Annotated in this window: 16 protein-coding genes; 11 read left to right on the forward strand and 5 right to left on the reverse strand. The window is 48.2% G+C overall.

Translation table 11 applies throughout. From position 1 onward, the window contains the following. The first annotated feature begins 68 nt into the window (after positions 1 to 68). Together MKY85_RS05960 and MKY85_RS05965 are read left to right on the forward strand one after the other, a co-directional pair. Positions 69 to 3,344 carry a glycoside hydrolase family 48 protein gene (locus MKY85_RS05960; RefSeq protein WP_339240150.1) on the forward strand — a complete coding sequence of 1,092 codons (3,276 nt, stop codon included), beginning with the start codon at positions 69 to 71 and terminating at the stop codon, positions 3,342 to 3,344. A 465-nt stretch (positions 3,345 to 3,809) separates the two neighbouring features. After that, entirely contained in the window at positions 3,810 to 4,604 is a 795-nt protein-coding gene (locus MKY85_RS05965) for an SH3 domain-containing C40 family peptidase (RefSeq protein ID WP_339240152.1), read from the forward strand. Positions 4,605 to 4,734: 130 nt separating this feature from the next. Here MKY85_RS05965 and MKY85_RS05970 read toward each other — a convergent pair whose 3' ends face one another. Further along, complete coding sequence (locus MKY85_RS05970; protein WP_339259292.1) at positions 4,735 to 5,643, reverse strand: ArsR family transcriptional regulator; 909 nt, start codon at positions 5,641 to 5,643, stop codon at positions 4,735 to 4,737. Between the two features lie 179 nt (positions 5,644 to 5,822). On the opposite strand from MKY85_RS05970, the gene MKY85_RS05975 reads away from it, so the two are divergent. Continuing rightward, entirely contained in the window at positions 5,823 to 7,328 is a 1,506-nt protein-coding gene (locus tag MKY85_RS05975; protein WP_339240155.1) for an alpha-N-arabinofuranosidase, read from the forward strand. A gap of 619 nt (positions 7,329 to 7,947) precedes the next feature. Here MKY85_RS05975 and MKY85_RS05980 read toward each other — a convergent pair. Then, on the reverse strand, positions 7,948 to 8,700 hold the full coding sequence (locus MKY85_RS05980) for an MBL fold metallo-hydrolase (RefSeq protein WP_342572088.1): 753 nt from the start codon (positions 8,698 to 8,700) through the stop codon (positions 7,948 to 7,950). Between the two features lie 131 nt (positions 8,701 to 8,831). On the opposite strand from MKY85_RS05980, the gene MKY85_RS05985 reads away from it, so the two are divergent. Continuing rightward, positions 8,832 to 9,263 (forward strand): Lrp/AsnC family transcriptional regulator, encoded by a 432-nt coding sequence (locus tag MKY85_RS05985; protein WP_339240158.1) that lies wholly within the window; start codon positions 8,832 to 8,834, stop codon positions 9,261 to 9,263. A 29-nt stretch (positions 9,264 to 9,292) separates the two neighbouring features. Here MKY85_RS05985 and MKY85_RS05990 read toward each other — a convergent pair whose 3' ends face one another. The 3 genes from MKY85_RS05990 to MKY85_RS06000 all read right to left on the reverse strand — a co-directional run bounded on the left by MKY85_RS05990 (position 9,293) and on the right by MKY85_RS06000 (position 13,500). Continuing rightward, positions 9,293 to 9,802 (reverse strand): hypothetical protein, encoded by a 510-nt coding sequence (locus MKY85_RS05990; RefSeq protein ID WP_342572089.1) that lies wholly within the window; start codon positions 9,800 to 9,802, stop codon positions 9,293 to 9,295. Between the two features lie 151 nt (positions 9,803 to 9,953). Then, positions 9,954 to 11,765 carry an ABC transporter ATP-binding protein gene (locus tag MKY85_RS05995; protein WP_342572090.1) on the reverse strand — a complete coding sequence of 604 codons (1,812 nt, stop codon included), beginning with the start codon at positions 11,763 to 11,765 and terminating at the stop codon, positions 9,954 to 9,956. Continuing rightward, on the reverse strand, positions 11,758 to 13,500 hold the full coding sequence (locus tag MKY85_RS06000) for an ABC transporter ATP-binding protein (protein ID WP_339240161.1): 1,743 nt from the start codon (positions 13,498 to 13,500) through the stop codon (positions 11,758 to 11,760). Before MKY85_RS06000 ends, MKY85_RS05995 begins: the two co-directional genes overlap by 8 nt. A gap of 361 nt (positions 13,501 to 13,861) precedes the next feature. On the opposite strand from MKY85_RS06000, the gene MKY85_RS06005 reads away from it, so the two are divergent. From MKY85_RS06005 to MKY85_RS06035, 7 genes are all read left to right on the forward strand, one after another. Then, positions 13,862 to 14,785: an S-layer homology domain-containing protein gene (locus MKY85_RS06005; RefSeq protein ID WP_342572091.1), complete on the forward strand. Its 924-nt coding sequence runs from the start codon at positions 13,862 to 13,864 to the stop codon at positions 14,783 to 14,785. Between the two features lie 813 nt (positions 14,786 to 15,598). Then, positions 15,599 to 16,570, forward strand: a complete 972-nt coding sequence (locus MKY85_RS06010) for an ABC transporter permease subunit (protein ID WP_339240163.1) — start codon at positions 15,599 to 15,601, stop codon at positions 16,568 to 16,570. Positions 16,571 to 16,585: 15 nt separating this feature from the next. After that, on the forward strand, positions 16,586 to 17,494 hold the full coding sequence (locus tag MKY85_RS06015; protein ID WP_105600785.1) for a carbohydrate ABC transporter permease: 909 nt from the start codon (positions 16,586 to 16,588) through the stop codon (positions 17,492 to 17,494). A 41-nt stretch (positions 17,495 to 17,535) separates the two neighbouring features. Beyond that, positions 17,536 to 19,131, forward strand: a complete 1,596-nt coding sequence (locus tag MKY85_RS06020) for an extracellular solute-binding protein (protein WP_342572092.1) — start codon at positions 17,536 to 17,538, stop codon at positions 19,129 to 19,131. A 112-nt stretch (positions 19,132 to 19,243) separates the two neighbouring features. After that, the gene (locus MKY85_RS06025; protein ID WP_342572093.1) at positions 19,244 to 20,530 is read left to right on the forward strand and encodes an alpha-L-fucosidase; all 1,287 of its coding nucleotides are present in this window, start codon (positions 19,244 to 19,246) and stop codon (positions 20,528 to 20,530) included. Positions 20,531 to 20,593: 63 nt separating this feature from the next. Further along, entirely contained in the window at positions 20,594 to 21,616 is a 1,023-nt protein-coding gene (locus MKY85_RS06030; RefSeq protein WP_342572094.1) for a carbohydrate-binding family 9-like protein, read from the forward strand. A gap of 7 nt (positions 21,617 to 21,623) precedes the next feature. Further along, complete coding sequence (locus MKY85_RS06035; RefSeq protein ID WP_342572095.1) at positions 21,624 to 24,257, forward strand: transglutaminase domain-containing protein; 2,634 nt, start codon at positions 21,624 to 21,626, stop codon at positions 24,255 to 24,257. Positions 24,258 to 24,261: the final 4 nt, after the last annotated feature.

Raw genomic sequence — 24,261 nt, forward strand, 5'->3', positions numbered from 1 at the left:
CTCGGTACTGAAAACCGCTCTTTTTGAACACGCATTTATATTCCACTATTCCAGGGAGGTATATATCAATGTTGAAATCAGCTGCGAAAAAAAGTTTAACAGCCATGCTGGCGGGTACTGTCATGTTGACCGGATACACCGGACTGTGGGCAGGGCCGCAAACGGCACACGCCGCAGATCAGGCCATCGAGATTCAGTCCGACAGCATCAATGAAGCCCGGTTTTTGCAATTGTATGAACAGTTGAAAGATCCGGCAAACGGATATTTCTCGCCAGAGGGTCTACCTTATCATTCCATTGAGACCCTGCTGAGTGAGGCCCCGGATTATGGTCATATGACGACGTCCGAGGCATACAGTTACTGGCTATGGCTAGAGACCATGTATGGTCACTATACGGGAGACTGGTCCCAACTGGAAGCAGCATGGGACAGTATGGAAAAATTTATTATCCCGGTCAACGAAGGTGACGGCAAGGAAGAGCAGCCTACGATGAGCTCATACAACCCGAACAGCCCTGCTACGTATGCAGGGGAAAAACCATTCCCGGATCAATATCCATCGCAACTTAATGGGCAGTATGCAGCGGGTAAAGACCCGATTGATGCTGAACTGAAGGCGACCTATGGTGACAATCAGACTTATCTCATGCACTGGCTGGTGGATGTGGATAACTGGTATGGATACGGTAACCTGTTGAATCCATCCCATACGGCTACCTATGTGAACACATTCCAGCGTGGGGAGCAGGAATCTGTGTGGGAAGCGATTCCGCATCCATCCCAGGATGATAAATCCTTTGGTAAGGCAAACGAAGGCTTCATGAGCTTGTTCACAAAGGAAAATCAGACGCCGTCAGCGCAATGGCGTTACACCAACGCAACGGATGCCGATGCACGTGCTGTTCAGGTTCTGTATTGGGCGAAGGAGATGGGATACAACAACCCGGAATATCTGGATAAAGCGAAGAAGATGGGCGACTACCTGCGCTATGGCATGTATGATAAATACTTCCAGAAAATTGGAAGTGCTAAGAACGGTACACCGACGCCGGGTACAGGTAAAGATTCCAACATGTATCTCATGGCTTGGTATACGTCATGGGGCGGTGGTTTGGGTCAAGGTGGGGATTGGGCTTGGCGCATTGGAGCGAGTCACACCCATCAGGCTTATCAAAACCCGGTTGCAGCCTATGCCTTGTCTGACCCGGCTGGCGGCCTGATTCCTGAATCAGCAACAGCGAAGGCAGATTGGAATGCCACGCTCAAACGTCAGCTGGAATTCTACACATGGCTGCAATCCCATGAAGGAGCCATTGGCGGGGGAGCAACCAACAGTATCGGTGGTTCCTATGCGGCCTATCCGGCAGGAATTAGTACCTTCTATGACATGGCCTATCAAGAAGCACCCGTGTATCGTGACCCGGATTCCAACACATGGTTTGGATTCCAGGCATGGCCGCTGGAGCGTGTAGCCGAGATGTATTATATTCTTGCCGAGAGCGGTGATCTGTCCTCTGAGAACTTCCAAATGGCCAAGAAAGTGATCACGAAGTGGATTGACTGGTCCAAGGATTATGTATTTGTAGGTGAGCGTCCGGTGACGGATGCGCAAGGCTACTATCTGAATGCGGCAGGACAGCGCATTTTGGGTGGAACCAATGTTCAGGTAGCGACAACACCGGCTCCGGGAGAGTTCTGGATTCCGGGTGGTCAGGAATGGCAGGGTCAACCGGACAAATGGAACGGCTTCAGTTCGTTTACGGAAAATCCGAACTTCCGTGTAACGACCAAAGATCCCGTGCAGGACACAGGAGTTCTGGGAAGTTACGTTAAAGCACTGACCTTCTTCGCGGCAGGGACACAGGCGGAGAACGGCACACTTAGTGTGAAAGGTCAAGAAGCCAAGGATCTGGCGGAAGCTCTGTTGGATACTGCTTGGGATTACAATGATGGTGTGGGTATCGTTACCGAAGAAGAGCGTAAAGACTACTTCCGCTTCTTTGCCAAAGAGATCTATATCCCGGCCAACTGGTCCGGAACCTTTGGTCAAGGCAATACGATTCCAGGTACAGCAGGTGTACCTTCCGATCCAGCGAAAGGCGGCAATGGCGTATATATTGGATACTCCGACCTGCGCCCGGCCATCAAGCAAGATCCGGCATGGGCTTACCTGGATAACCTGTACAAAACGTCGTATAACCCGACCACGAAGCAGTGGGAGAACGGAGCACCTACCTTTACGTATCACCGCTTCTGGTCACAGGTGGATATGGCCACAGCTTATGGAGAGTATGATCGACTCCTTGGAGATTCCGATAGTCCGGGAGTGGAAGTGCCCGGTGCCCCTGCTGGCGTAACAGCAACCGGAGGAAGCGAGCAGGTGGTTCTGAATTGGAACGCAGCCGCTGGTGCAGCCTCGTATACTGTGAAACGTGCAGAAGTGAACGGTGGTCCTTATACGTCTGTAGCAACAGGGGTCACAGGATCAACATTCACGGATACGGGCTTGACCAACGGTACAACGTATTATTATGTCATCACTGCGGTGAATGCCGCAGGTGAGTCTGCACCGTCGACACAGGCATCTGCAACACCACTCGCAGGTGTCGTTGTGCCAGGCGCATTCAACCTTACTGGAACGGCTGGGAATGCCCAGGCGGTACTGACATGGACAGCATCGACTGGAGCAACAAGTTATAAGGTACAGCGTTCGGTAGGCAACGGGGCGTATGCTGATCTGGCAACGGGATTGACTGCACTGACGTATACCGATGCTACAGCGGTGAATGGTACGGCATATAATTACCGAATCGTAGCCGTGAATACGAGTGGTCAGACGAATTCGAATGTCTTGGTATTGACCCCATTAGCCCCTCCGGTCACAACGGGAGCACTTGAAGTACAATATCGCAATGGTGGTTCAGGAACTTCAGGCAATGCGATCACTCCACAGTTCAATGTGAAGAATACAGGTACAACTGCTGTGGACTTGAGCAAAGTGAAGCTCCGGTATTATTTCACGAAGGATAGTGCGGCTGATCTGAGTTTCTGGTGTGATTATGCCCAGATTGGAAGCAGTAACGTGGAAGGACATTTTGTTTCGATCGATCCGGCCAAGGGCACGGCAGATACCTATCTGGAGATTGGATTCAAATCAGGTGCGGGCAGTTTGGCAGCGGGTGCCGAGACCGGAATTATCCAGGTGCGCTTCTCGAAAAACAACTGGACGAATTTTGATCTAACGAATGATTATTCCTTTGATTCCACCCAAACGGCCTTCAGTGCTTGGACGAAAGTGACAGCTTATCAGGACGGCGCGAAGGTATGGGGAATTGAACCTTAATCAATAAACAGCTACTTAACCAGTAGTAGGATCATTAAGGACACGAGAAATACAGATTAAGCTGGGGAGAAATCCCTGGCTTTTTCTTTTTTTATAATAAACCTTCAAATGGGTAACGGTAATTAGAAATTGAACCATAGTAATGTTTACCATATTTGCGATTTTAAACATTAAAATATAGTTCATATGACCCATGTACTGGATGAGGATTGACCTAACTCTTTTATCGGTGAAAAATGAAGCATATCAAATAGTTACAATAATTTAACCTTTGTAAAAGAAGGAATCAGCAGTGCTTTTTGCCAATAGAGGATGGACAGACCCTGTTACTTAGTGCTCAAGTGCGCCTGCATCAATACAGGACTTTTGGCTGATGAACGTTATGGATAGCCCGTTTACAATGGGGCAAGCCGGGGAGAAGCAACCCAGGTTAAAATTCTGTAACATCAGGGGGAACTCGACATCATGAATTGGAAGAAAACAATTATTACAGCAAGTGTCACAGCATCGATGCTGATGGGAAGTCTGACGACAGGAGCACTAACGGCACAGGTATCGGCAGCTGCTGTTGAGAATTCACAAGTAAAAGTAATTTGGGGCGTAAACCTACGCACAACACCTTCTTCTTCTGCGAAAGTTGTTCGCTTGATCGCTAAAGGGGAGACGGTAACAGTGCTTCAGCAATCCGGTTCGGATTGGTATAAGATTAAGGATTCTGCGAATCGGACAGGCTACATATCTTCTTCATCCAAATACACACAAGCTGTAAGTGGCGGTACAAGCGGGTCAGGTTCAAATAGTGCCACATCGGAAACCGGCAATGCGTCTGTGGAGAAAGTTATTGCGGCGGGAATGAAATATTGGGGTACACCGTATGAATTCGGAGCGAGTCGTAACAGCACAGCTACGTTTGACTGTTCCAGCTTTATACGTCAGGCTTTTATCGATGCACTTGGCATCAAACTTCCAGCTGATTCTCGTAAACAGGGAGCCTATGTGAAAGCTAAGGGTGCTGTTCAGACCAACTGGAAAAACTTGAAGCGCGGGGATCTGATGTATTTCATGTCGTATAAAGGCAGTTCTGCATCATCGTATTCGGGCGTGAATAAATCCAGCGCAACCATTACGCACACAGGGATCTACCTGGGCGACGGCAAGGTATTACATACGTATTCCAACGCCGGCGGTGGTGTAACGATTAGTGATATATCTGGAAAACATTGGGAGTACCGCTTCCTGTTTGGTGGCAGTGCGCTGTAGGTTAGAACAAGAACTTTCTTAGAACCGCTGTGATATTCTGCGGATGTTTATAGGTATACAAAACACCTTCCATTCTGCCTTTGACGGGCGAGTGGGAGGTGTTTTTGTGTTATCTATTGAACCGAACAATTCAATCCTGATAGTACAGGCGGAACAGGATGTCCTGATTGTAGTTGCCAAATCCCTCACCATACAATGTGAGTCCGCCTACATGCTGGGCATCTTCCTCTACAGATAGACGAAGGGTCCACTGGTTCCGTTCGACAGGGATATCTGAAAGTGTAATTGCGGATAGGTGTTGTCCATCAATAAATGTGCCCTCATTGGTGATTCGCAGTACCTTGAGCATGCCATATTGATTGACACTGTCGCTCCACCATTCCGGGGTGAACATGCCGCGTCCGTTGCCTGAATCTCCAGGGCTTGTCCATTCACCCAATCGGATGCCATTGAGCATAAAAGTAATATCCGAGGGCCAATTCGGATTAACGGATGGGGCTTCTGATCCGATCTCCAGGGACAGTTCAATGGCGTTGATCTGCTGTCCGGATAAAATATAGTTTGGAATTTTGTATTCCACAAATCCACGGCCAAACCACAGAATATGGGCATGCATTCGCTCGGGGTCGAGGAAATAGCGAGGGTCATCGTACTGGCCAATCACCTGAGTGGACGTTGCCAGCCCGCATGTTGGATAGACGTCAAAGTGGGTGTAGTGTCCCACAGGTACAGAAACCTCGTGCAGCTTGCGGGCTGTGCCGCTTTCCTGCGGCATGGAAATGCCAATCCAGTCTACAGCAAGGCTGTTCATTTTATGCGTGCCACCGTCTTTGCGTATCATTTTGGACTGAATAATGCCCACATCCTGAAGTTTGCGGACATGCATGGTCACGATGGCACTACTCAGACCCAATGAAGCAGCGAGGTCTTTCACATTCATGGGTGTCTCGGCAACAAGGCGGATAATCTGTAAACGTACTTCACTGGCAAGTGCTTCATATAGGGGTAGCCATTCGGCATCGGTATTTGCTCGGATCACAGTTGTTCCTCCAATATGTCTTTATAGAATTAAGTTAAACATAAATTCAGTAAAAAGAATAACATTTTGCAAAATTCAGGTTGAAATTGAGGCTATAATCGATTTTAATATAAATATGAACGTTGATCCATAGAATATCAATTAATTTTTATATTAATCTTAGGGAGTTGAAATTCATTATGGAAAAAGCAAAAATGACGGTAGACAAAGATTTTACTATTGGAGTAGTTGATAAGCGTTTATACGGTTCATTCATTGAGCATCTTGGACGTGCCGTGTATGGTGGAATATATGAGCCTGGACATCCATCTGCGAACGAACAGGGTTTTCGCACGGATGTGCTGGAGATGGTCAAAGAGCTGCACGTACCGATTGTACGTTATCCAGGAGGTAATTTTGTATCCGGTTACAATTGGGAAGATTCGGTTGGACCTGTGTCAGAACGCAAACGCAGACTGGAACTGGCTTGGAGAACAATTGAGACCAATGAATTTGGCTTCAACGAATTCGTGGACTGGGCGAAACAGGCCAATTCCGAAGTCATGATGGCCGTTAATCTGGGAACACGTGGCGCCGATGCAGCCCGCAATATTGTAGAGTACAGCAACCATCCGGAAGGTTCGTATTATAGTGATCTTCGCATCAAGCATGGATACAAGCAACCGCATGCGATCAAAACATGGTGTCTGGGCAACGAGATGGATGGTCCTTGGCAGATCGGTCACAAAACGGCAGAAGAGTATGGACGTGCTGCTGTTGAAGCGGCAAAAGTCATGAAGTGGACGGACCCGACCATTGAACTGGTAGCCTGCGGAAGTTCGAATCTGAATATGCCTTCATTCCCGGATTGGGAAGCAACCGTGCTGGATCATACGTATGATCATGTGGAGTATCTGTCCCTGCATCAGTACTATGGTAATCAGGAGCAGGATACGCCAACGTTCCTGGCACGCTCACTTGAAATGGATCGTTTTATCGATACCGTGAAGGCAACCTGTGATTATATTAAAGCGAAGAAACGCAGCAAAAAGACCATGTATCTGTCCTTTGACGAGTGGAATGTATGGTATCACTCCCATGAAAGTGACTCCAAAATGGATCCGTGGCAGATTGCTCCGCCACAGCTGGAGGATATCTACAACCATGAGGACGCACTGCTTGTTGGTTGTATGTTGATCAGTATGCTCAAGCATGCGGATCGGGTCAAAATGGCATGTCTGGCACAACTCGTTAACGTTATTGCGCCGATCATGACAGAGACGGGCGGTGGTTCGTGGAGACAGACGATCTTCTATCCATTCATGCATACGTCCTTGTTTGGACGTGGAACGGCATTGGTGCCATTGATCCAATCTCCGAAATACGATACCAAACAAATCACGGATGTTCCTTATCTCGAGGGCATTGCAGTTCATAACGAAGAGCAGGGTGAAGTGACTGTATTCGCAGTCAACCGTCATCTGGAAGAAGCGCTTCCGCTCGAAGTGGATCTGCGCAGTTTCGGGAAATGCAGCTTGATTGAGCATATCGTGCTGGAAAGTGATGACCTCAAAGCATCGAATACGGCCGCACAACCGAACCGCGTTGCTCCTCATAATCGCGGGGGTGCAGTGGTATCCGAGACCCTGATTACAGCGAGCTTGGCGAAAGCGTCATGGAACGTGATCCGTTTGAAAGTGCAATAAGGGATCAGGTAAAAGGTGAGGCACGGGAACCTGATTGCAGGTTGGATGTCCGAGAGGGATGCCTGCGGGTTAGCTTGGTTCATGTATCAAAAAAGCTGGGTGCAAGTTCAATGCATCCAGCTTTTTCGTCGTATTTTATAGGGAACAGAAGGCATGGCGACACGGGCAATAATGTGGCTGACGCGTAGCAAGCAGGGTATCGATGTAACACGTGTGTTGAACATGTAGTAAACAGTACACAGTACGGAGTAAATAGTACGTATTACACACTACATACTACAAACCACAAACCACATACTACGCAGTTACACACTGCATGTACACAGTGATCTGCGTACGTGCTAACGAACCTGGGACACCTTATTATGTCGATTATCTTTATAGTTGAAATTTAACGAATCTGAGACACCTTATCATAGTAAAATGACGGGCAAATCTCGGGAAAAGCACATCCAGATAGCGAATAACGTGTAAAGGATTCGTTAGAATATTAGATTAGCCGAAAACAGACGAATAGCGTGTGCTGAGTTCGTTACAATCACCCGCCCGTTTGAAAGGTTATTTCTCTTCAGCGTAGCGTTCACTTCAACCTCCAACCTTCAACCTCCAACCTTAAAACTTAAAACTCAAAACTTTCGCCATCACGCGGAATGAGTACCTGACCATCCAACTGCTCGGATGTCAGATAAGTGGCAAGATCCGTACGAGACATCATACAATGATTAATCGCATCCATGTGCACGGCGATGACATGAGTAGACGGCGCATGGCGCTTCACGGCTACAACGTCAGGCCCGTCCATTGTAATGGGATCACCCTCCACGAAGCGTGCGCCGCCGGCATTCACAACAATGACTTCAGGCGTGTATTGACGAATGGCTTCAGCAGGTTCTTCGCACCAGATGGTATCCCCAGCGATATAGGTGACGGGTTCTCCATCTGCTTTAAGTACGAAACCGGACACGTTACCCATACGTTCTCCGATTTCACCTGTGCCATGATGTCCGGATGTGCGGGCGAATGAGACAGAGTGATGCTCATGTTTTTCTTCGACAGCTGTTACATTTGTGAATCCGGCACCCAGAAATACATGCTCATCCCCAGGCTGGCAGATTAGAGGAATGTCTTTACCAAGTTGTTTCGCCGCTGCTTCATCCCAGTGATCGGGATGGGTATGTGTCACAATCAACAGATCTGGATTCAGATAATCCGTTTCGGTTTCAGGCAGAGCTACTCTTGGATTACGTAACTCATTGGGTGTATTGGGGAATGCGGGCATGACTTCGGCGTCCATCAGCATGGGATCAACGAGAATGTTCAGCCCTCCGTATTCCAGCCACAGTGTTGCATTGCGAATCAATTGAATTTTCATGATATTTGCACTCCTTCGGGTTGTTGAATAGTATTACCCTATATGGTATACAACCCGTTTAACGGCGTACATAACATGATGAATGGAATTAGGCTAAGCTAATTTCACCGTGAAAGGATTGCTGAAGCAAGATGAATGAAATGATAGATGACACAGATATCCGTATTTTGCAGATCCTGATTCAGGATGCCAAACGTTCTCACAAAGAGATCGGTGAAGAGGTTCATCTCACGGGACAGGCCGTCGGTGCAAGAGTGCGCAAGCTGCAAGACCTGGGGGTAATCGAAGGGTACACGGTAAAATGGAACCCGGAACGCCTTGGCCTCGGCCTACAGGCCTTTGTCACGGTTTTCTTGAACTCCGGTGACAGACATGCTGCCTTTCGTACATTCATTGCTGATCGTAAGGACATCGTTGAAGTCCATCGAGTCAGCGGAGAGGGCTGTTATCTGATGCGGGTGCAGACCAGCACCACAGAGCAACTTGGACAACTGTTGGAAGCATTGCTGCCTTACGGAAATTACAGAGTCAGCCTGTCCATAGGTGTGGAGAAATCACAGTGATGTGTGGTGTGGGAGGCTTGTCTCATCCCTCACGATAGTCCATGATCTTGCTTCTGTTCCTGCAAAGTCTCCTGAAGCAAAGTCACCGCTTGGTTCAGCTCTTTTTTGCTGAGCAGATGATCGGTCTGAATATGAGACCGGGTGCCGTCTTTCAGGAACAGAACGATCATGGGAGAAGCAGACAGGAGCCACTTGCTGCGGGCAGGTGATGCAAGTTCGACTTTGCGAATCCGGCTCCATGGAATCTTCCGCTTGCCCGTGTTCAACGCATCATCATCCCAGGATAACAACACGGCAGGGCTTCTGGTTAGTCGTGACACGAACATGAAGAATAGCGGTCCGACCAACCACATGCCCAGCACGGCAGCGATGGAATAGTATATCGTCTCCAGTCTTTCGGCTTGTCCGTCCACGATGATCCATAATAGGCTCACACACAAGAGAAGGAAAAGGAAGCATAGACTTGCTTTCCATAGAGCGGTGCTGCGTCGGTAATATATCTGCTGATAATCATGCTTGGGTATTCCAGGTTGCTGCATAGATGTTCCTCCTCATAACAATGCTGATCGATATGCCAAACGTGCCGCCTGCATGAGCAGAGCGGCATGTTCAACGTTATTGGCTATAACACAGGCTCAGATGAATTCATTAGCCCGATCTATAGTTTAACACGAACTTAATTCAGGTCCATTACCCTGATATCGCTGAATTTTTACCTGCATCACGCGCATGCGTGTACAGATCGGCATACACGCCTTGAGCCTCAATCAGCTCTTGATGTGAGCCTTCCTCCACAATCTCGCCATTCTCCATCACCAGAATTCGGTCCGCATGCATCACTGTGGACAGACGATGGGCAATGACAATGGTGGTGCGTCCTTGGGATACCGATTCCAGAGCCTGCTGCACGAGCTGTTCCGTGTGTGAATCCAGATTGGCCGTTGCCTCATCCAGGATGAGCACTCGGGGCTGGAACACAACGATCCGGGCAAACGATATCAACTGCCGCTCCCCGGCGGAAAGCCCGCTTCCGCGTTCGGACAGATGTGTATCATATCCTTGTGACAACCGTGAAATCATGGCATGTGCTCCGACAAAACGGCAGGCTTCAATTGCCTGCTCTCGCGTGATATCCTCACGAAACATTCTCACATTATCAATGATGGAACCAGAGAAGAGGAATGGTTCCTGTTGAATCAGACCCACGATCCGATGAAGTTTGGCCTGCGGCAACTGCCGAATATCGGTACCATCAATTTCGATACTGCCCTTGTCTACATCATAAAAGCGATTGAGAAGGGAGATCAGGGTGCTTTTGCCAGCGCCTGTTGTGCCCACGATCCCTACCATTTCACCTGGATAGAGGTGCAGGTTCATATGCTGGATCAGGGGCCGATCTGCCTGATAACCAAACGACACATCATTAAAATCAATCTGGCCCATCACGTTCCTAGGTTCCAGCGAAGAGGCCTGCTTAGTCTCAGGATCGGCAACTTCAGGCCGCGTATTCAGAATGTTCCAGATGCGATCCATGGATACGGTGGTGGACTGGAATGTATTCCACTGCATCGTAATCTGGTTGATTGGTTGGAAGAACTGCCGAATATAACTGATAAACGCATATAATACCCCGACTTGCAGGGACTCACCCAGAACCGCGCGACCTCCAAGCCAGACCATCATGACCAGTGCCGCATTGCCAAGGATATCAAAGGTTCGGTTGAATATGACATTGGAGCGGGCTTGAGCAATGTTGGCTTTCAGATGGAGCGCATTTTGTTCCGAGAAACGTTTCTTCTGTTCTTCTTCCTGGTGAAAAGCCTGAATCAGGAACATGCCGGACAGGTTCTCCGCTGTAAATGCGATTAAACGGGAAAGACGCGTACGGGCATTCTGATAAGCCTTCCGCAGTCGACTACGGAATAATACCGCAACCACTGCAATGACAGGCAGGACGATCAGGGAGTAACCCGCGAGCACAGGATCAAGTTGGAACATAAAGACGATAATGAGCACCAGCATCATACCATCTCGAATCAGACTGAGCAGGACTTGGGTGAAAAAGCTGCTGATGGTTTCCGTATCACTGGATACGTTCGTGACTAGACTGCCGATATGAAAACGGTCAAAGAAAGACATGGACATCTTGGAGATATGTTTGAACAGGTCCTTTCGAATCCGGGATACAATGTTCTGTCCCACATGCTGCAACAGATTATTCTGCACATAGGTAAAAATAAAACTAATAACAGCCAGCCCGAGAAAGATGGCTGCGAGCTGAACGAGAAAGCCCACACTGGTCTGGCCGATGGCCAGATGATCATCGATGGCGATCTTCACCAGATAGGGTTGCAGTAGATCTGCCGATATGCCAAGCAGTGAGCAGAAGAATATGCCGGCAAAAGCCCATTTATGCGGTTTGGCGTATGCCATCATCGCTTTGAAGGAAGTTCGTTTACTCTGATCGTCTTCTGCATCTGGTCGAAGTTCAGCGTTAGACATGATGTAATCCCTCCTCCTGCAAACGGTAGGTGGCCGCATATAACCCCTTGGCAGCCATCAACTGCGCATGTGTTCCCTGCTCAGCGACGCGCCCTTCATCCAGAACGATGATATCGTCTGCGTGACGGACCGCGCTGATGCGATGAGAGATGATCAATGTGGTCTTGCCCTTGCCGATCTCGCGCAAACTGCGCAGAATACCGCTCTCTGTAACGGCATCAACCGCGCTCATGCTGTCATCCAGAATAAGTAACTGTGCTTGCTTGATCAGTCCTCTTGCAAGGCTGGTTCGCTGACGTTGTCCACCAGACAGGGTAAGTCCACGTTCGCCAAGACGTGTATCGAAGCGATCAGGAAAACGGACAATATTGTCATAGATCATGGCTTGCCGTGCACTATGTTCCACTGTATCCAGCGATACTTCCCGGTCGCTGAATGCGATGTTATCCCGGATGGTGGTGCTAAACAGGAAACCATCCTGAGGGACATAGGCGATGCGCGATCTCAGACTTTCCAGCGATAGCTGCCGAATATCGGTACCATTGATGCGAATCGTTCCTTCAGGTGGTTCATATGTACGCAGCAACAGCTTAACGAGGGTGCTTTTACCTGAGCCGGTCTTGCCTACAATACCCACCGTTCGCCCGGCACGAATATGGAGTTGAATATGTTTGAGAGCAGGGGATGAACTGCCAGGATAGGAGAAGGTTAGATTCTCCATGGTGATATCTTGTACGGTATGGAGCGCTGTGGCTTCGGGAAGTTCACGCACATCCGCTACTTCGCTGAGCAGGTCATTCACCCGCTCCAAGGATGCGCCTGAGCGCTGAACGGTATTGATGACATTACCGATCTGTTGAAGCGGTCCCATGATAATGCGCAAATATAAGGTTAGGGCGACAAAACTCCCGAGTGTAATGGAATTCTGCATGGTCATCATACCTCCGACAAGCAGAGAAACAACCAGTGAGATGGCTCCCAGCAGCGGGAGCAAGGCTTGAAACAAGGAAGACAGACGAACAAGCCGAAGCTGTTTGCTCTTAATTGCATCGACGGTAGTTCCAAAACGTGCACGAGCACTGTCTTCGATGGCAAACGTCTTGGTTACGCGAATGCCGCCCAGCTGTTCTTCTGCAGATTCCGTCATGGTTGCAAGGGCTTCCTGTACTTCACGAGAGCGCTTGCGAATCCGCGGACCGAAAAATACGACCAAAAATGGAATCGCCAGCAAAGGTACAACGCTGATTAGAATGAGTGTCAACGGAATCCCGCTAAGCAGCATCATCACAATGCAGGACAACAGCAGGAAGGTGGCATTGGTCATGAGTGTCACGCCATTGGATATTGCTTCACGTACGGAAGTAACATCGTTCATGACATAACTGAGCAGTTTTCCGTTCCCTTGTTTGGAGAAATAATGTTCGCTAAGTTCGGAAAACTTACTGAATATACGCTCACGCGTCATGAATTCGAAGCGTCGACCAAGCTTCATAATCATGAACTGTCCGGTACCGAACAGTAGATTATAGCCGATGGCAATAGCTAGAAGGGACAGGCTGTACCTTACGATTGTCTGCATCTGGAGTGTGTTCTGCATCAATTGATCCGTGAAACTGCCGAGTATGCGGGGCAGGGATGCTTGCCCGACATTGGAGGCAATAATCAGAAGAACAGCAAACAGATAGATAGGCCAGTTCGATACGACATAACCGCGAAGTAATCCTTTCTTGGACATAAGCATTGTTCTCCTTTTGTTATAGGTGAAGTCAGTTCAGCGGGTGGAGTCAAGAAAAGGGCCGACACCTGTTATTAGCGCGTCGTGCCCTCTTACTGTATGCGATCCGGTTCGCTGTTTATCCGTCATCCGATGGATTTCTCTATTCTTATTTTTGCGCTAATCCGATGGGATGTCAACGAAGTCAGTTAGCAGCAGGCAGGTGGATCGGATTAGTGACTGCGGAGAAAAGTTCTATGCAGTGTTCCCGTGTTGTATTCACCAGATGTCGAAATTACTGAAACATTTTCTATAGGTACCCCGTCTGTAGGAATGAAGAGGTAAAAAATAGGCTTTACTAATCATATGGAGGTGCCAGGAAATGAAACATAAAAAAGGATTGGCTGCAACGCTTGCACTCTGCGTTTCTTTGACAGCAGGAGGTGCATCCGTATTTGCTTTCTCAGATGTGAAAGATGAGGGTCAGAAGTCGATTGTGGATTCATTGAAAACAAAAGGTGTTATTAACGGAGTAACAGCGGATCTGTTCCGTCCAGATCTTGCATTGTCCGAGCCACAGGGTGTTCAACTGATTGTGAATGCATTTGGTCTGAAAAATGCATACGCGGCGTCTGCCGCTCAGAATAAAATTAGTCCGGACACATGGTATGCGGATGCTGTACAGGCCGCTACCCAAAATGGATTGTCTATTCCGGTAGAAGTAAACCCGCAGGGCAAAATGACACGCGAGCAATTTGTTATTTTGCTTCATGAAGGTATTAACACAACCGGGAATTATCCAGTCATCATGAAGTATAATCTTGTTAAGGACGAAAATAAAATCGGTAAGGACGCCATATCTGCGGTCCAGAACTTGCTGAACATGAACATCATTGAACTGGATAAGGACGGTAATTTCCGTCCAGATCAGTCGCTTACCCGTATGGAGGCTGCAAGCATGATCTTCAATGCACTCGAATTCGTGGATAAACACGGCAATGGCGGCTCAGCAGAGCCGGCTCCAACCAATCCAGGTGAAGGCCAACAAGCGATCGTACCTGAAGTGACTACAACGAAGATTGATGACAAAACAACCAAAGTTAAACTCAGTGCTGAAATGCCACACCCTGGTTATGGATTGAAGATTGATGATGTGAAACTGGAGAAGGATGGACGCGCGATCGTGCTCTATTCCATTATTCAACCTGACCCGGACATGATGTATCCGATGGTTATCACGAATGTGACTGCAGAAACGGATATCCCAACAGGATATACGGCAGAAGCTCAACCTTCAGGCAAGTAAATTCACTGCAAACCCTATAAACTATCCTGGATAAACGAATTGTATCCTGGAAACCACTCTCCATACGTATATGGAGAGTGGTTTTTTTATTTGACTTCAAACGTAAAAAAGTTCTTATATGTTCACTTATATTACATTTAAAGAAAAATAATATTACATTTAAATCAATTGAATGGATAACTGCTTGGGTTATAAGGCCAATTCATGTTATGAAATCGGTGATTTTTAAATAGTATTTTCCCAAATATCTATGGGTCTAAGCGTGCAAACCTTGTGCAAAATCTACACATATGACTTCGGAAACTCAATGTTTATAAGCATTTTTATATCCTGCACGCAAAGATAAAAACAACATATATACGAAAGAGACAGGAGAAATATAGAATAAAAGCAAGCAATGACGGGCTTGTAAAATGCGATAGATGTATGATAGGTAATATTACATAATTTCGCATCGGTAACATCTGTAAACCTCCACATTCTGCATGATGCTTGTAAACATGAACACGGTATCTGATCGTATATGTGGGTTTTGACTTTAATGCCTGTTTTCTAACCTCATTTAAGATCTGACATCTTTCCAGGTTCATGTGACGGAATCCTAAATGACACTTAAGGAGGGAAACCGGTCAAATTCTACATGTTTTACTTCCCCAAAATGACAATGACAAGCTGGCAACATAAGTGTAAACCCCTGTTGTAACAGTATATTCGGTGATTTTATATGGAAAGGTTGAAATGGCATATTTACGGATGGGGAAATGAACCATAAACTCGGTATGTAAGCGTTACCAAAAAAGGAGGAAACAACTGATGCAACCAGATGGGAAGTCCACCTTGTCGCAAAACCTATCGGTATACACCAATCCGAGCAGTAAGAAAAATAAATTAGGGAGAAGGATGATTCGAAACTGGGAGTTGTATCTGTTTATCGCGCCAGCCTTTCTATACTTTCTGATATTCCATTATGGTCCGATGTACGGCATACAAATTGCATTCAAAAATTTTATTCCAACGCTTGGTGTCACGGGAAGCCCATGGGTCGGATTCGATCATTTCATCCGTTTCTTCAATTCTTATTATTTCTGGGATTTGCTATGGAATACACTTAGCATCAGCTTATATGAGTTGGCTATAGGTTTTCCACTGCCGATCATTCTGGCGTTAGCGTTCAATGAAGTGAAGGATTCCTTCTTCAAGCGTACTGTGCAGACCGTCACGTATGCACCGCATTTTATTTCGGTCGTTGTGATGTCGGGCATGATCATTACCTTTTTGTCTCCCTCATCAGGCATGATTGTCAATTTGGTGGAAGCCCTTGGATTTCAGGCACCTCAATTCCTGACGGACCCTGCGTGGTTCAAAACAGTGTACGTACTGTCCGGAGTCTGGCAAAGCGCAGGCTGGGGCACGATCATTTACCTTGCTGCCCTATCTGGCGTAGACCCGCAACTGCATGAAGCGGCTGTGGTGGATGGTGCGAGCCGGTTTAAACGGATTTTACATATTAACATACCAGCCATCATTCCTACGATCACCATCTTGTTAATTCTAAATATGGGCAGTATTTTGGGCGTCGGATTCGAGAAAATCCTGCTGCTGCAAAATCCGCTGAACATGGGCTCGTCCGATGTCATCTCCACCTTCGTCTATCGGTCGGGTCTGGTGGATGCACAGTACAGTTTCTCCACGGCGGTGGGATTGTTCAACTCCGTAGTTAATGCGATTCTGCTTATTACCGTGAATCAGATCGCACGTCGTACCAGTGAAAACAGCCTGTGGTAAAAGGAGGGAATACACATGTCATCCGCAGTGAAAGAAAGCAGAAGCGATAAGGTGTTCTTAGTGTGCAATTACATCTATCTGACAGTGGCGCTCGTGATTGTGTTGTATCCGCTACTATACATCATCAGTGCCTCAATTAGTGATCCCAAATACGTAAGCTCCGGGGAGATGTGGTTACTTCCGAAAGGAATTACATTTGAGGGCTATGCCCGAGTGTTTGAGAACACCAACATCTGGATCGGGTACAAAAATACAATCATCTACACTGTCGTAGGTACCATCGTCAACCTGATTGTCACGTTACCAGCAGCCTATGCGCTCAGCCGCTCGGATTTTGTGGGGCGCGGATTCTTCATGGCGATGTTTATGGTAACGATGTTCTTCGGCGGAGGGCTTGTCCCAAGTTACCTGCTGGTCAAGGATCTTGGTATGGTGAACAGCATGTGGGCACTTATTCTGCCTGGAGCTGCATCCATCTGGAATATTATCGTATGTCGTACGTTCTTCCAATCGACGATTCCCAAGGAGCTGCAGGAAGCGGCGCATATTGATGGGTGTACCAACACCCGGTTGTTCATCAAGATTGTGCTTCCGCTCTCCATGCCAATCATTGCAGTGATGGCACTCTTTTATGGAGTCGGACACTGGAACAGCTATTTCAGCGCCATGATCTATCTAAATGATTCTTCCAAGTATCCGTTGCAGCTCTTTCTGCGGCAGATTCTCGTGCTTCAGGAAATGGCAGCTCAAGGGGGAGGAGCCATTGATACCTCTTCAGCAACGGCGATGAATACCAAAGCGGAGATTGCTGCACTGGTTAAATATGCTGTCATTATTGTTGCGACCCTTCCTGTCATTGCAGTGTATCCATTCCTTCAGCGTTACTTTGTCCAGGGTGTTATGATCGGTTCCGTTAAGGGCTGATCTTAATCCATATACCACATTAAACAAGGGGAGTTGTTGTCATGAAAAAGCTTCGCAAGGCTTCATCCATTACACTCTGTCTCACCTTATTCGCAACATTGCTTGCAGCTTGTGGTTCAACCAATGAAGACGGAAGCACGACCTCCACAATTGAGGGAGTCAAAAAAGAAGGCTTTCCCATTGTAGACAAAACGTTAACCTTGAAGGTCATGTCCCAGGATGCCGGCGTAGCCGACTGGAGCACGATGCCTGTGCTGCAAGAAATGGAGAAACTGTCGGGCATCAAGCTGGAATACCAGCTTTCACCGATCGACAGCTTTGAAACGAAAAAAAATCTGGTATTTGCGAGCGGAGACTTGCCGGATATGTTCTATGCTGCGGACCTCAAGCCAGCCGAGCAGGTGACATATGGCAGCCAGGGCATCCTGATCCCGTTGGAGAAATACATTGACGAAGGTTACGCCCCGAATATCAAAAAGATTCTCGATGAGAACCCGGATGTCCGCAAATCATTTACAACACCTGATGGACATATGTATGCCCTCCCATTCATTGATAAAGCCGCCGTGTGGTATAGAGGCCCAATGTGGTACAACGGGGAATTCCTAAAGGCGCTTAACGTAGAAGAGCCCAAGACCACGGAAGAATTGTATACGTATCTCAAGCGTGTCAAAGAAGAAGATCCGAATGGCAATGGCCAGCAAGATGAAATTCCGCTGACTTCTGTAAAACTGGATGATCTTCGCATGTTTTTCTTCGGCTTCTGGGGAATGTACAACGAAGGCATCTATTCCGATAAGGATGGAAAAGTTCACTACCCTTATCAAGAAGAAGGTTACAAAGGGTATCTGACATTCATGAATCGCTTGTGGAAGGAAGACCTGCTGGATCATGAGACCTTCTCTCAGACAGGCGATCAGAAAAAAGCCAAAGGTGTAAGCAACAGACTTGCACTGTTCAACGATTACCATCCATATTTCACACTTGGCGGCGAACCTAGCACGGATCATCCGCTAATGACACCGGTGAAGAGCGAAGTGGCAGACTCTCCGGTATACGGCAAACACCCGGGTATGTCAGCTCGCGGTACCTTTGCGATTACGAGCAGCAACCCGTCGCCTGAGGCGACGATGCGATGGATCGATTACTTGTACAGCTATGAAGGTGCGACTCTGTTCAATCAAGGTCCGGAAGGTGTGTTATGGCAATTCAAAGACAAGGAAAATCACGTAAAAGAGTGGCTGCCCGTTCCTGGGGGTGGGGATCGTGAGGAATACCGCGGTAAAATCACGCCGAACTTTGGTATCTTGACACCGGGGATTAATGATCCCGAAGTAGCGAAGGGTCTTCGCACCGAATTTGATGAGTGGATTGACCAGCAGAATCAAGAGAAGTTGGTACCTATTGGTAAAGCACCATTTCCTAACGTTTATCTGACAAATGAAGAGCAAAGCGAAGCCACCGCTCTATTGTCTGACCTGGATACGTACGTCAAGCAGATGGAAGCAAAGTTTGTGACGGGTCAGGAACCCCTTGAGAACTGGGATAAGTACATTGCACAGATGAAGAAAATGGGCAGTGACCGTATCATTGAACTGTATCAGGGAGCATACGACCGCTGGAATTCCGGACAATAAAAAAAGTCTGTCGATCCAACATATTTCCCAGGGAGGGAGGAAGATAACCGCAAGCTTCAGTGATTTTCATATTTTTCGTATATCACAATGCTCGGGGGAGGTGTGAACAGATATGCAAAAATGGTTTGAAGAAGCCAAGCTGGGGATATTCATCCACTACGGCATCTATGCGGTAGACGGGGTTGCGGAGTCTTGGTCCTTCTATAACGGCAGGATGTCCTACGATGAATATATGAAGCAACTGAATGGGTTTACGGCTTCGGCATTCAACGCAGAGAAGTGGGCGGACCTGATTGAGAAGTCTGGAGCCCGGTATGCGGTACTGACAACGAAGCATCATGATGGCGTTGCATTATGGGATACGCAATATAGTGATCTGAATGTCGTCAAACAGACACCGGCGAATAGGGACATCGTGAAGGAGTATGCGGAAGCGATCCGTGAGAAAGGGATTCATCTGGGGATGTATTACTCGCTCATTGATTGGTCACACCCGGATTATCCTAGCGTGTATGAAGGGGAAAAGGTGCCGGACGATCTCAGCGATGTCAACCCGTATTCAAGTCCGGTGGACGGCGTTCAGGATCAGGAAAAGTGGCAGAAGTTCCTGCAATTCAATAACCATCAACTGGGAGAGATTTTAACGAATTACGGAAAGGTGGATCTGCTATGGTTTGATGGGGATTGGGAACGGAGTGCACAGCAGTGGAATCTGCCGGAGTTCAAGCATTACCTGCACTCCTTCAACCCGGAAATCATCATCAACTCCCGCCTTCAAGGGTATGGGGATTACAAAACGCCTGAGCAGGGCATTCCGATTACAAGACCGGAGGGACCTTGGGAATTCTGCACCACGATCAACACATCCTGGGGATATGTACCAACTGATTATAAATATAAATCTCTGAATCAGATCATTCGGATGTTCTGTGATTGCATTTCGATGGGCGGTAATATGTTGCTGGATATTGGTCCGCGTGAAGATGGCACCATCGATCAGAGGCAGGAGGATATTCTGCTTGGGCTGGGAGCTTGGATCCGAACCCATGAGGAGGCTGTCTTCGGAACGGGTGAAGGCATTATGTCCCGCTATTATCTGGGGGGCAGCACGGTATCCGGGGACCGAAAGACGTTGTATCTGTTTGTGTATGATGATCCAAAAGAGAATGTGTGCATCAAAGGTCTCTGCAATCCGATCCAAAAGATTACCGTATTGCATTCAGGCAAAGAGCTTCATCATGAGATCCATGGGGGCGTGCCTTGGTTCAATATCCCGGGAACAACGTGGATTAAGATGACCCCGGAGGACACACATGAACAGGTGACCGTTCTTAAGCTTGAATTCGATGAGGAGCTGGAAATGTACGGCGGCGCTGGAGCCGTTGTCACCCATAACTAACCATTACGGGGAGGGCGTGTGCCGATAGATGCATGCCCTCCCTTACGAATTGGAGAGAGTGACATGAACCGAAGTGGAGTGCCAGAGCCCAGGATTGAGTATGCTCCCAAACATTATATATGCAAGCGTGCGCAAGAACCGTTGGTGTTAGACGGCCGTGTGGATAAGGCATTTTGGGAGGCGGCCCCTTGGACGGATGATTTCGTTGATATCGAAGGTGATCTTCGTCCAAAGCCAGAGAAACAGACTCGGGTAAAGATGCTGTGGGATGACGACTATTTCTACTTTGCTGCCGAGCTGATGGAAGATCAGATATGGGCTACCTTGACTGAGCGTGATTCCGTTATTTTCTATGATAATGACTTCGAGATTTTTATCGATCCTGACGGGGATTCCCATCAATATTATGAGTTCGAGATCAATGCGCTCAATACGGTATGGGATCTGTTATTGGTGAAGCCTTATCGGGATGGTGGGCCACCGGTTAACGGTTGGGATATCAGCGGTCTCAAGACGGCCGTATATATCGATGGAGAACTGAACAATCCTGGGGCGGATAACCGGAAATGGAGTGTGGAAGTCGCGATTCCCTGGACCAGTCTAAAGGAATGTGCCGAAGGAAACCGTCCACCTGCACCAGGTGAATTCTGGCGTGTCAACTTCTCACGTGTGGAGTGGCAGACCGAGGTACAGGGCGGTGAGTACCGCAAGGTGCTGAACCCGGATACGGGCAACCCTTATCCGGAGGACAACTGGGTGTGGTCACCTATGGGCATTATTAACATGCACTACCCGGAGTTATGGGGGTATGTTGTATTCTCGAATGACGGAACGGATGAGTCGTTTGCGTTGCCGGAAGACGAACGAATCAAATGGGAGCTTCGCAAGCTCTATTACCGTGAACGCAATTATTATGAAACCCATGGCGAATTTACCCAAGATATGAAGTTGCTTATGGGTGAGGATTCGTGGAGTTGTGAGCCTGTAATTGAAACGACGCGCAGCCTGTTTCAGATTACTGCGCCTTCTTCGAACGGCACGGCCTTGATCTGTATTCGGGAAGACGGAAAGCTGTGGAAGGAGTGAGAACATAATGACCAGTCAAACCTTGATATTTTCCCTTGATGCACAGTCTTTGGCGAGGATCGAGGAGAAGTTCCAAGAGAAGGTGCAGTTTGCAGAGGCCCGCCAATCGGAGTTGTTTGATATTTTTCAGCAGGAGCTAACGCAAGAAGAGGCATGGGCATTGAAATATATCTATGCCTATATGCCGGTAAACGACATGGCTGATTATAACGGGGACTTGTTCTTGAGCCATGTGCGCCACGCTTTGGACACCCGTAAACGTGTGCCTTGGGGAGATCGCGTTCCGGATCATCTGTTCCTTCATTTTGTGCTGCCTTATCGGATAAATACGGAAAATATTGAAGATTTCCGCGGTTTGATCTATGACGAATTAGCCGAGCGGACAGCGAAGTTATCCATGGCAGATGCCATTCTGGAGACCAATTACTGGTGTCATGAGAAAGCGACCTATATTGGCAGTGATCTGCGTACGATATCACCGCTGACGATGATCCGAAATGCTCGTGGTCGCTGCGGCGAAGAATCCACGCTGGCGGTGGCTGCTCTTCGCAGCATCGGCATCCCTGCCCGTCAGGTGTACACACCGCGCTGGGCTCACTGTGACAGTAATCATGCCTGGGTGGAAGCCTGGGCAGATGGCCAATGGTATTACATCGGGGCTTGCGAGCCGGAAGCCCGCCTGAACCAAGGGTGGTTCAGCCCGCCAGCCCGCAGGGCCATGCTGATTAATACGAGGATCTATGCCGACTATCCCGGACCGGAGGATATAACGCTCTCCGATAAGGGATTTACGGAAATTAATTTGCTTGAGAACTATGCACCGACGCGCACCATTCGTGTGAAAGTGAACAATGAGCAGGGAGAACCCGTATCCGGTGCCAGCGTTCGCTTTGAGTTGTACAATGCAGCTGAATTCTATCCGATTGCCGAAGTGAGGACGGACGCACAAGGGGAAGCGACCTTAAAGACAGGCTATGGTGATCTGTTCATTCGTGCGGTCAGCGGCGGCAAGTGGAGTGAGATTCTATGCAATGCTCAGGGGAACGACCATGTAGAGCTTGTGCTGGATTCGTCAGAGCAGCCGGCAGGGAGCGTGGACTTTGATATGGTTCCTCCTCCAGAAGGGGATGGAGAGAACACGGTTGCGTTATCGGAAGAGCAGATTCAGATTCATAATCGTCGTCTGGAGGAAGGAGCACAGACCCGAAGCGAGTATGAGGATACTTTCTTGAGGCAAGAGGAGGCCGTCTCACTGGCTCATTCGGTTGGACTACCCCAGGTGCGGGTGTGGGATATTCTCCAGAAGGCACGAGGCAACAGTCGTGAAATTGCAGCTTTCATAGAGGAATGCTCCAATGTATACGGTGAGTGGCCGCTTCGTCTGCTGGAGTCGATGAATGAAAAAGATTTAATTGATACCTCTCGCCAGACGCTGCACGATCATCTGATTGGTGCGCTCTCGCAGCAAGGATCATGGGCGGAAGATACGTTTGTGAGATACATCCTCTGTCCGCGGATCTCCTATGAGATGCTGGTCCCTTATCGAAGTGTATTCCAGAATGCATTTTCGGCAGATGAGACAGCAGCGTTCAGGGAGAATCCCTCGACACTTGTCCGAATGCTGGAACAGCAATATGAATACTATGACGATCTTCCTAATCTAAAAGGCAAAGGGAATCCGATTGGAACGTTTAGTCTAATGAAGGGAGACGCTCAGTCGCTGGATATACTGTTTGTGGCGGTATGTCGCAGTTTGGGTATTCCGGCCCGATTACATCCGAGCGCTCAGAAACCACAGTATCTATGCGATAGAGGATGGGAGGATGTGGTGTTTAGTCTCACCTTACCTCCAACTCAGGGAAGTACAACCTGGGGAAAGCTCCAACTTTGTAGAGATCCAAAGTCTACGCAGGATACCCCTGCAGCATCTTATTTTGAGAACTTCTCGTTTGCCCGTCTGGAAGATGGTATCTATAAGACACTGATATATCCTTATGGCAGTACGGATGTCTATAGCGAGCCATATGAGGTTGAACCGGGCGCTTATCGCTTAACGACAGGCATTCGTCTAAAAGATGGAACGGTAAACGTACGCTTCGTGTACTTTACCGTGAATGCCGGAGATACAACTGAGGTTGTGTTAACTTATCGCGAGATTGAGGTTGATATTCCTGTACTGGGTAAACTTGCACCAGGAAGTATACTGACCCATCTGAATGGTTCAGAGGTGGAGCTGGAGGAACTTCTGGGATCGGAGGGCGCCATCGCGGCCTGGATTGAACCGGAGCGGGAACCGACGAAACATCTGATCCGTGAACTGTGCGAGCTGGCAGAACCGCTGGATAAGCTGGGCATACCCATCGTGCTTGTGACCGGAATCATGGAATGGAACGCTTCCTTTGACCCTGTTGGTTATCCAAAGCTCCCTGTACGCACGGTTTTTGTACGAGATTCCAGTTATGCTTCCTTGTCCGGTTTCATTTCGAAGTCTGCTGCTTACGAAGCGGGCTATCCACATCTGTTCGTGCTGGATACTCAGTATCAGATTCGCTATTCGGCTTCCGGGTACAAGATCGGTACAGGGAAGGAAGCCCTGCAGGTTGCTGCTGCGATAACACAATCATTGAAGGGGACGGAGTGAAGAG

It is taken from the genome of Paenibacillus sp. FSL R5-0749 (assembly GCF_038595085.1).
Classification (GTDB): Bacteria; Bacillota; Bacilli; order Paenibacillales; family Paenibacillaceae; genus Paenibacillus.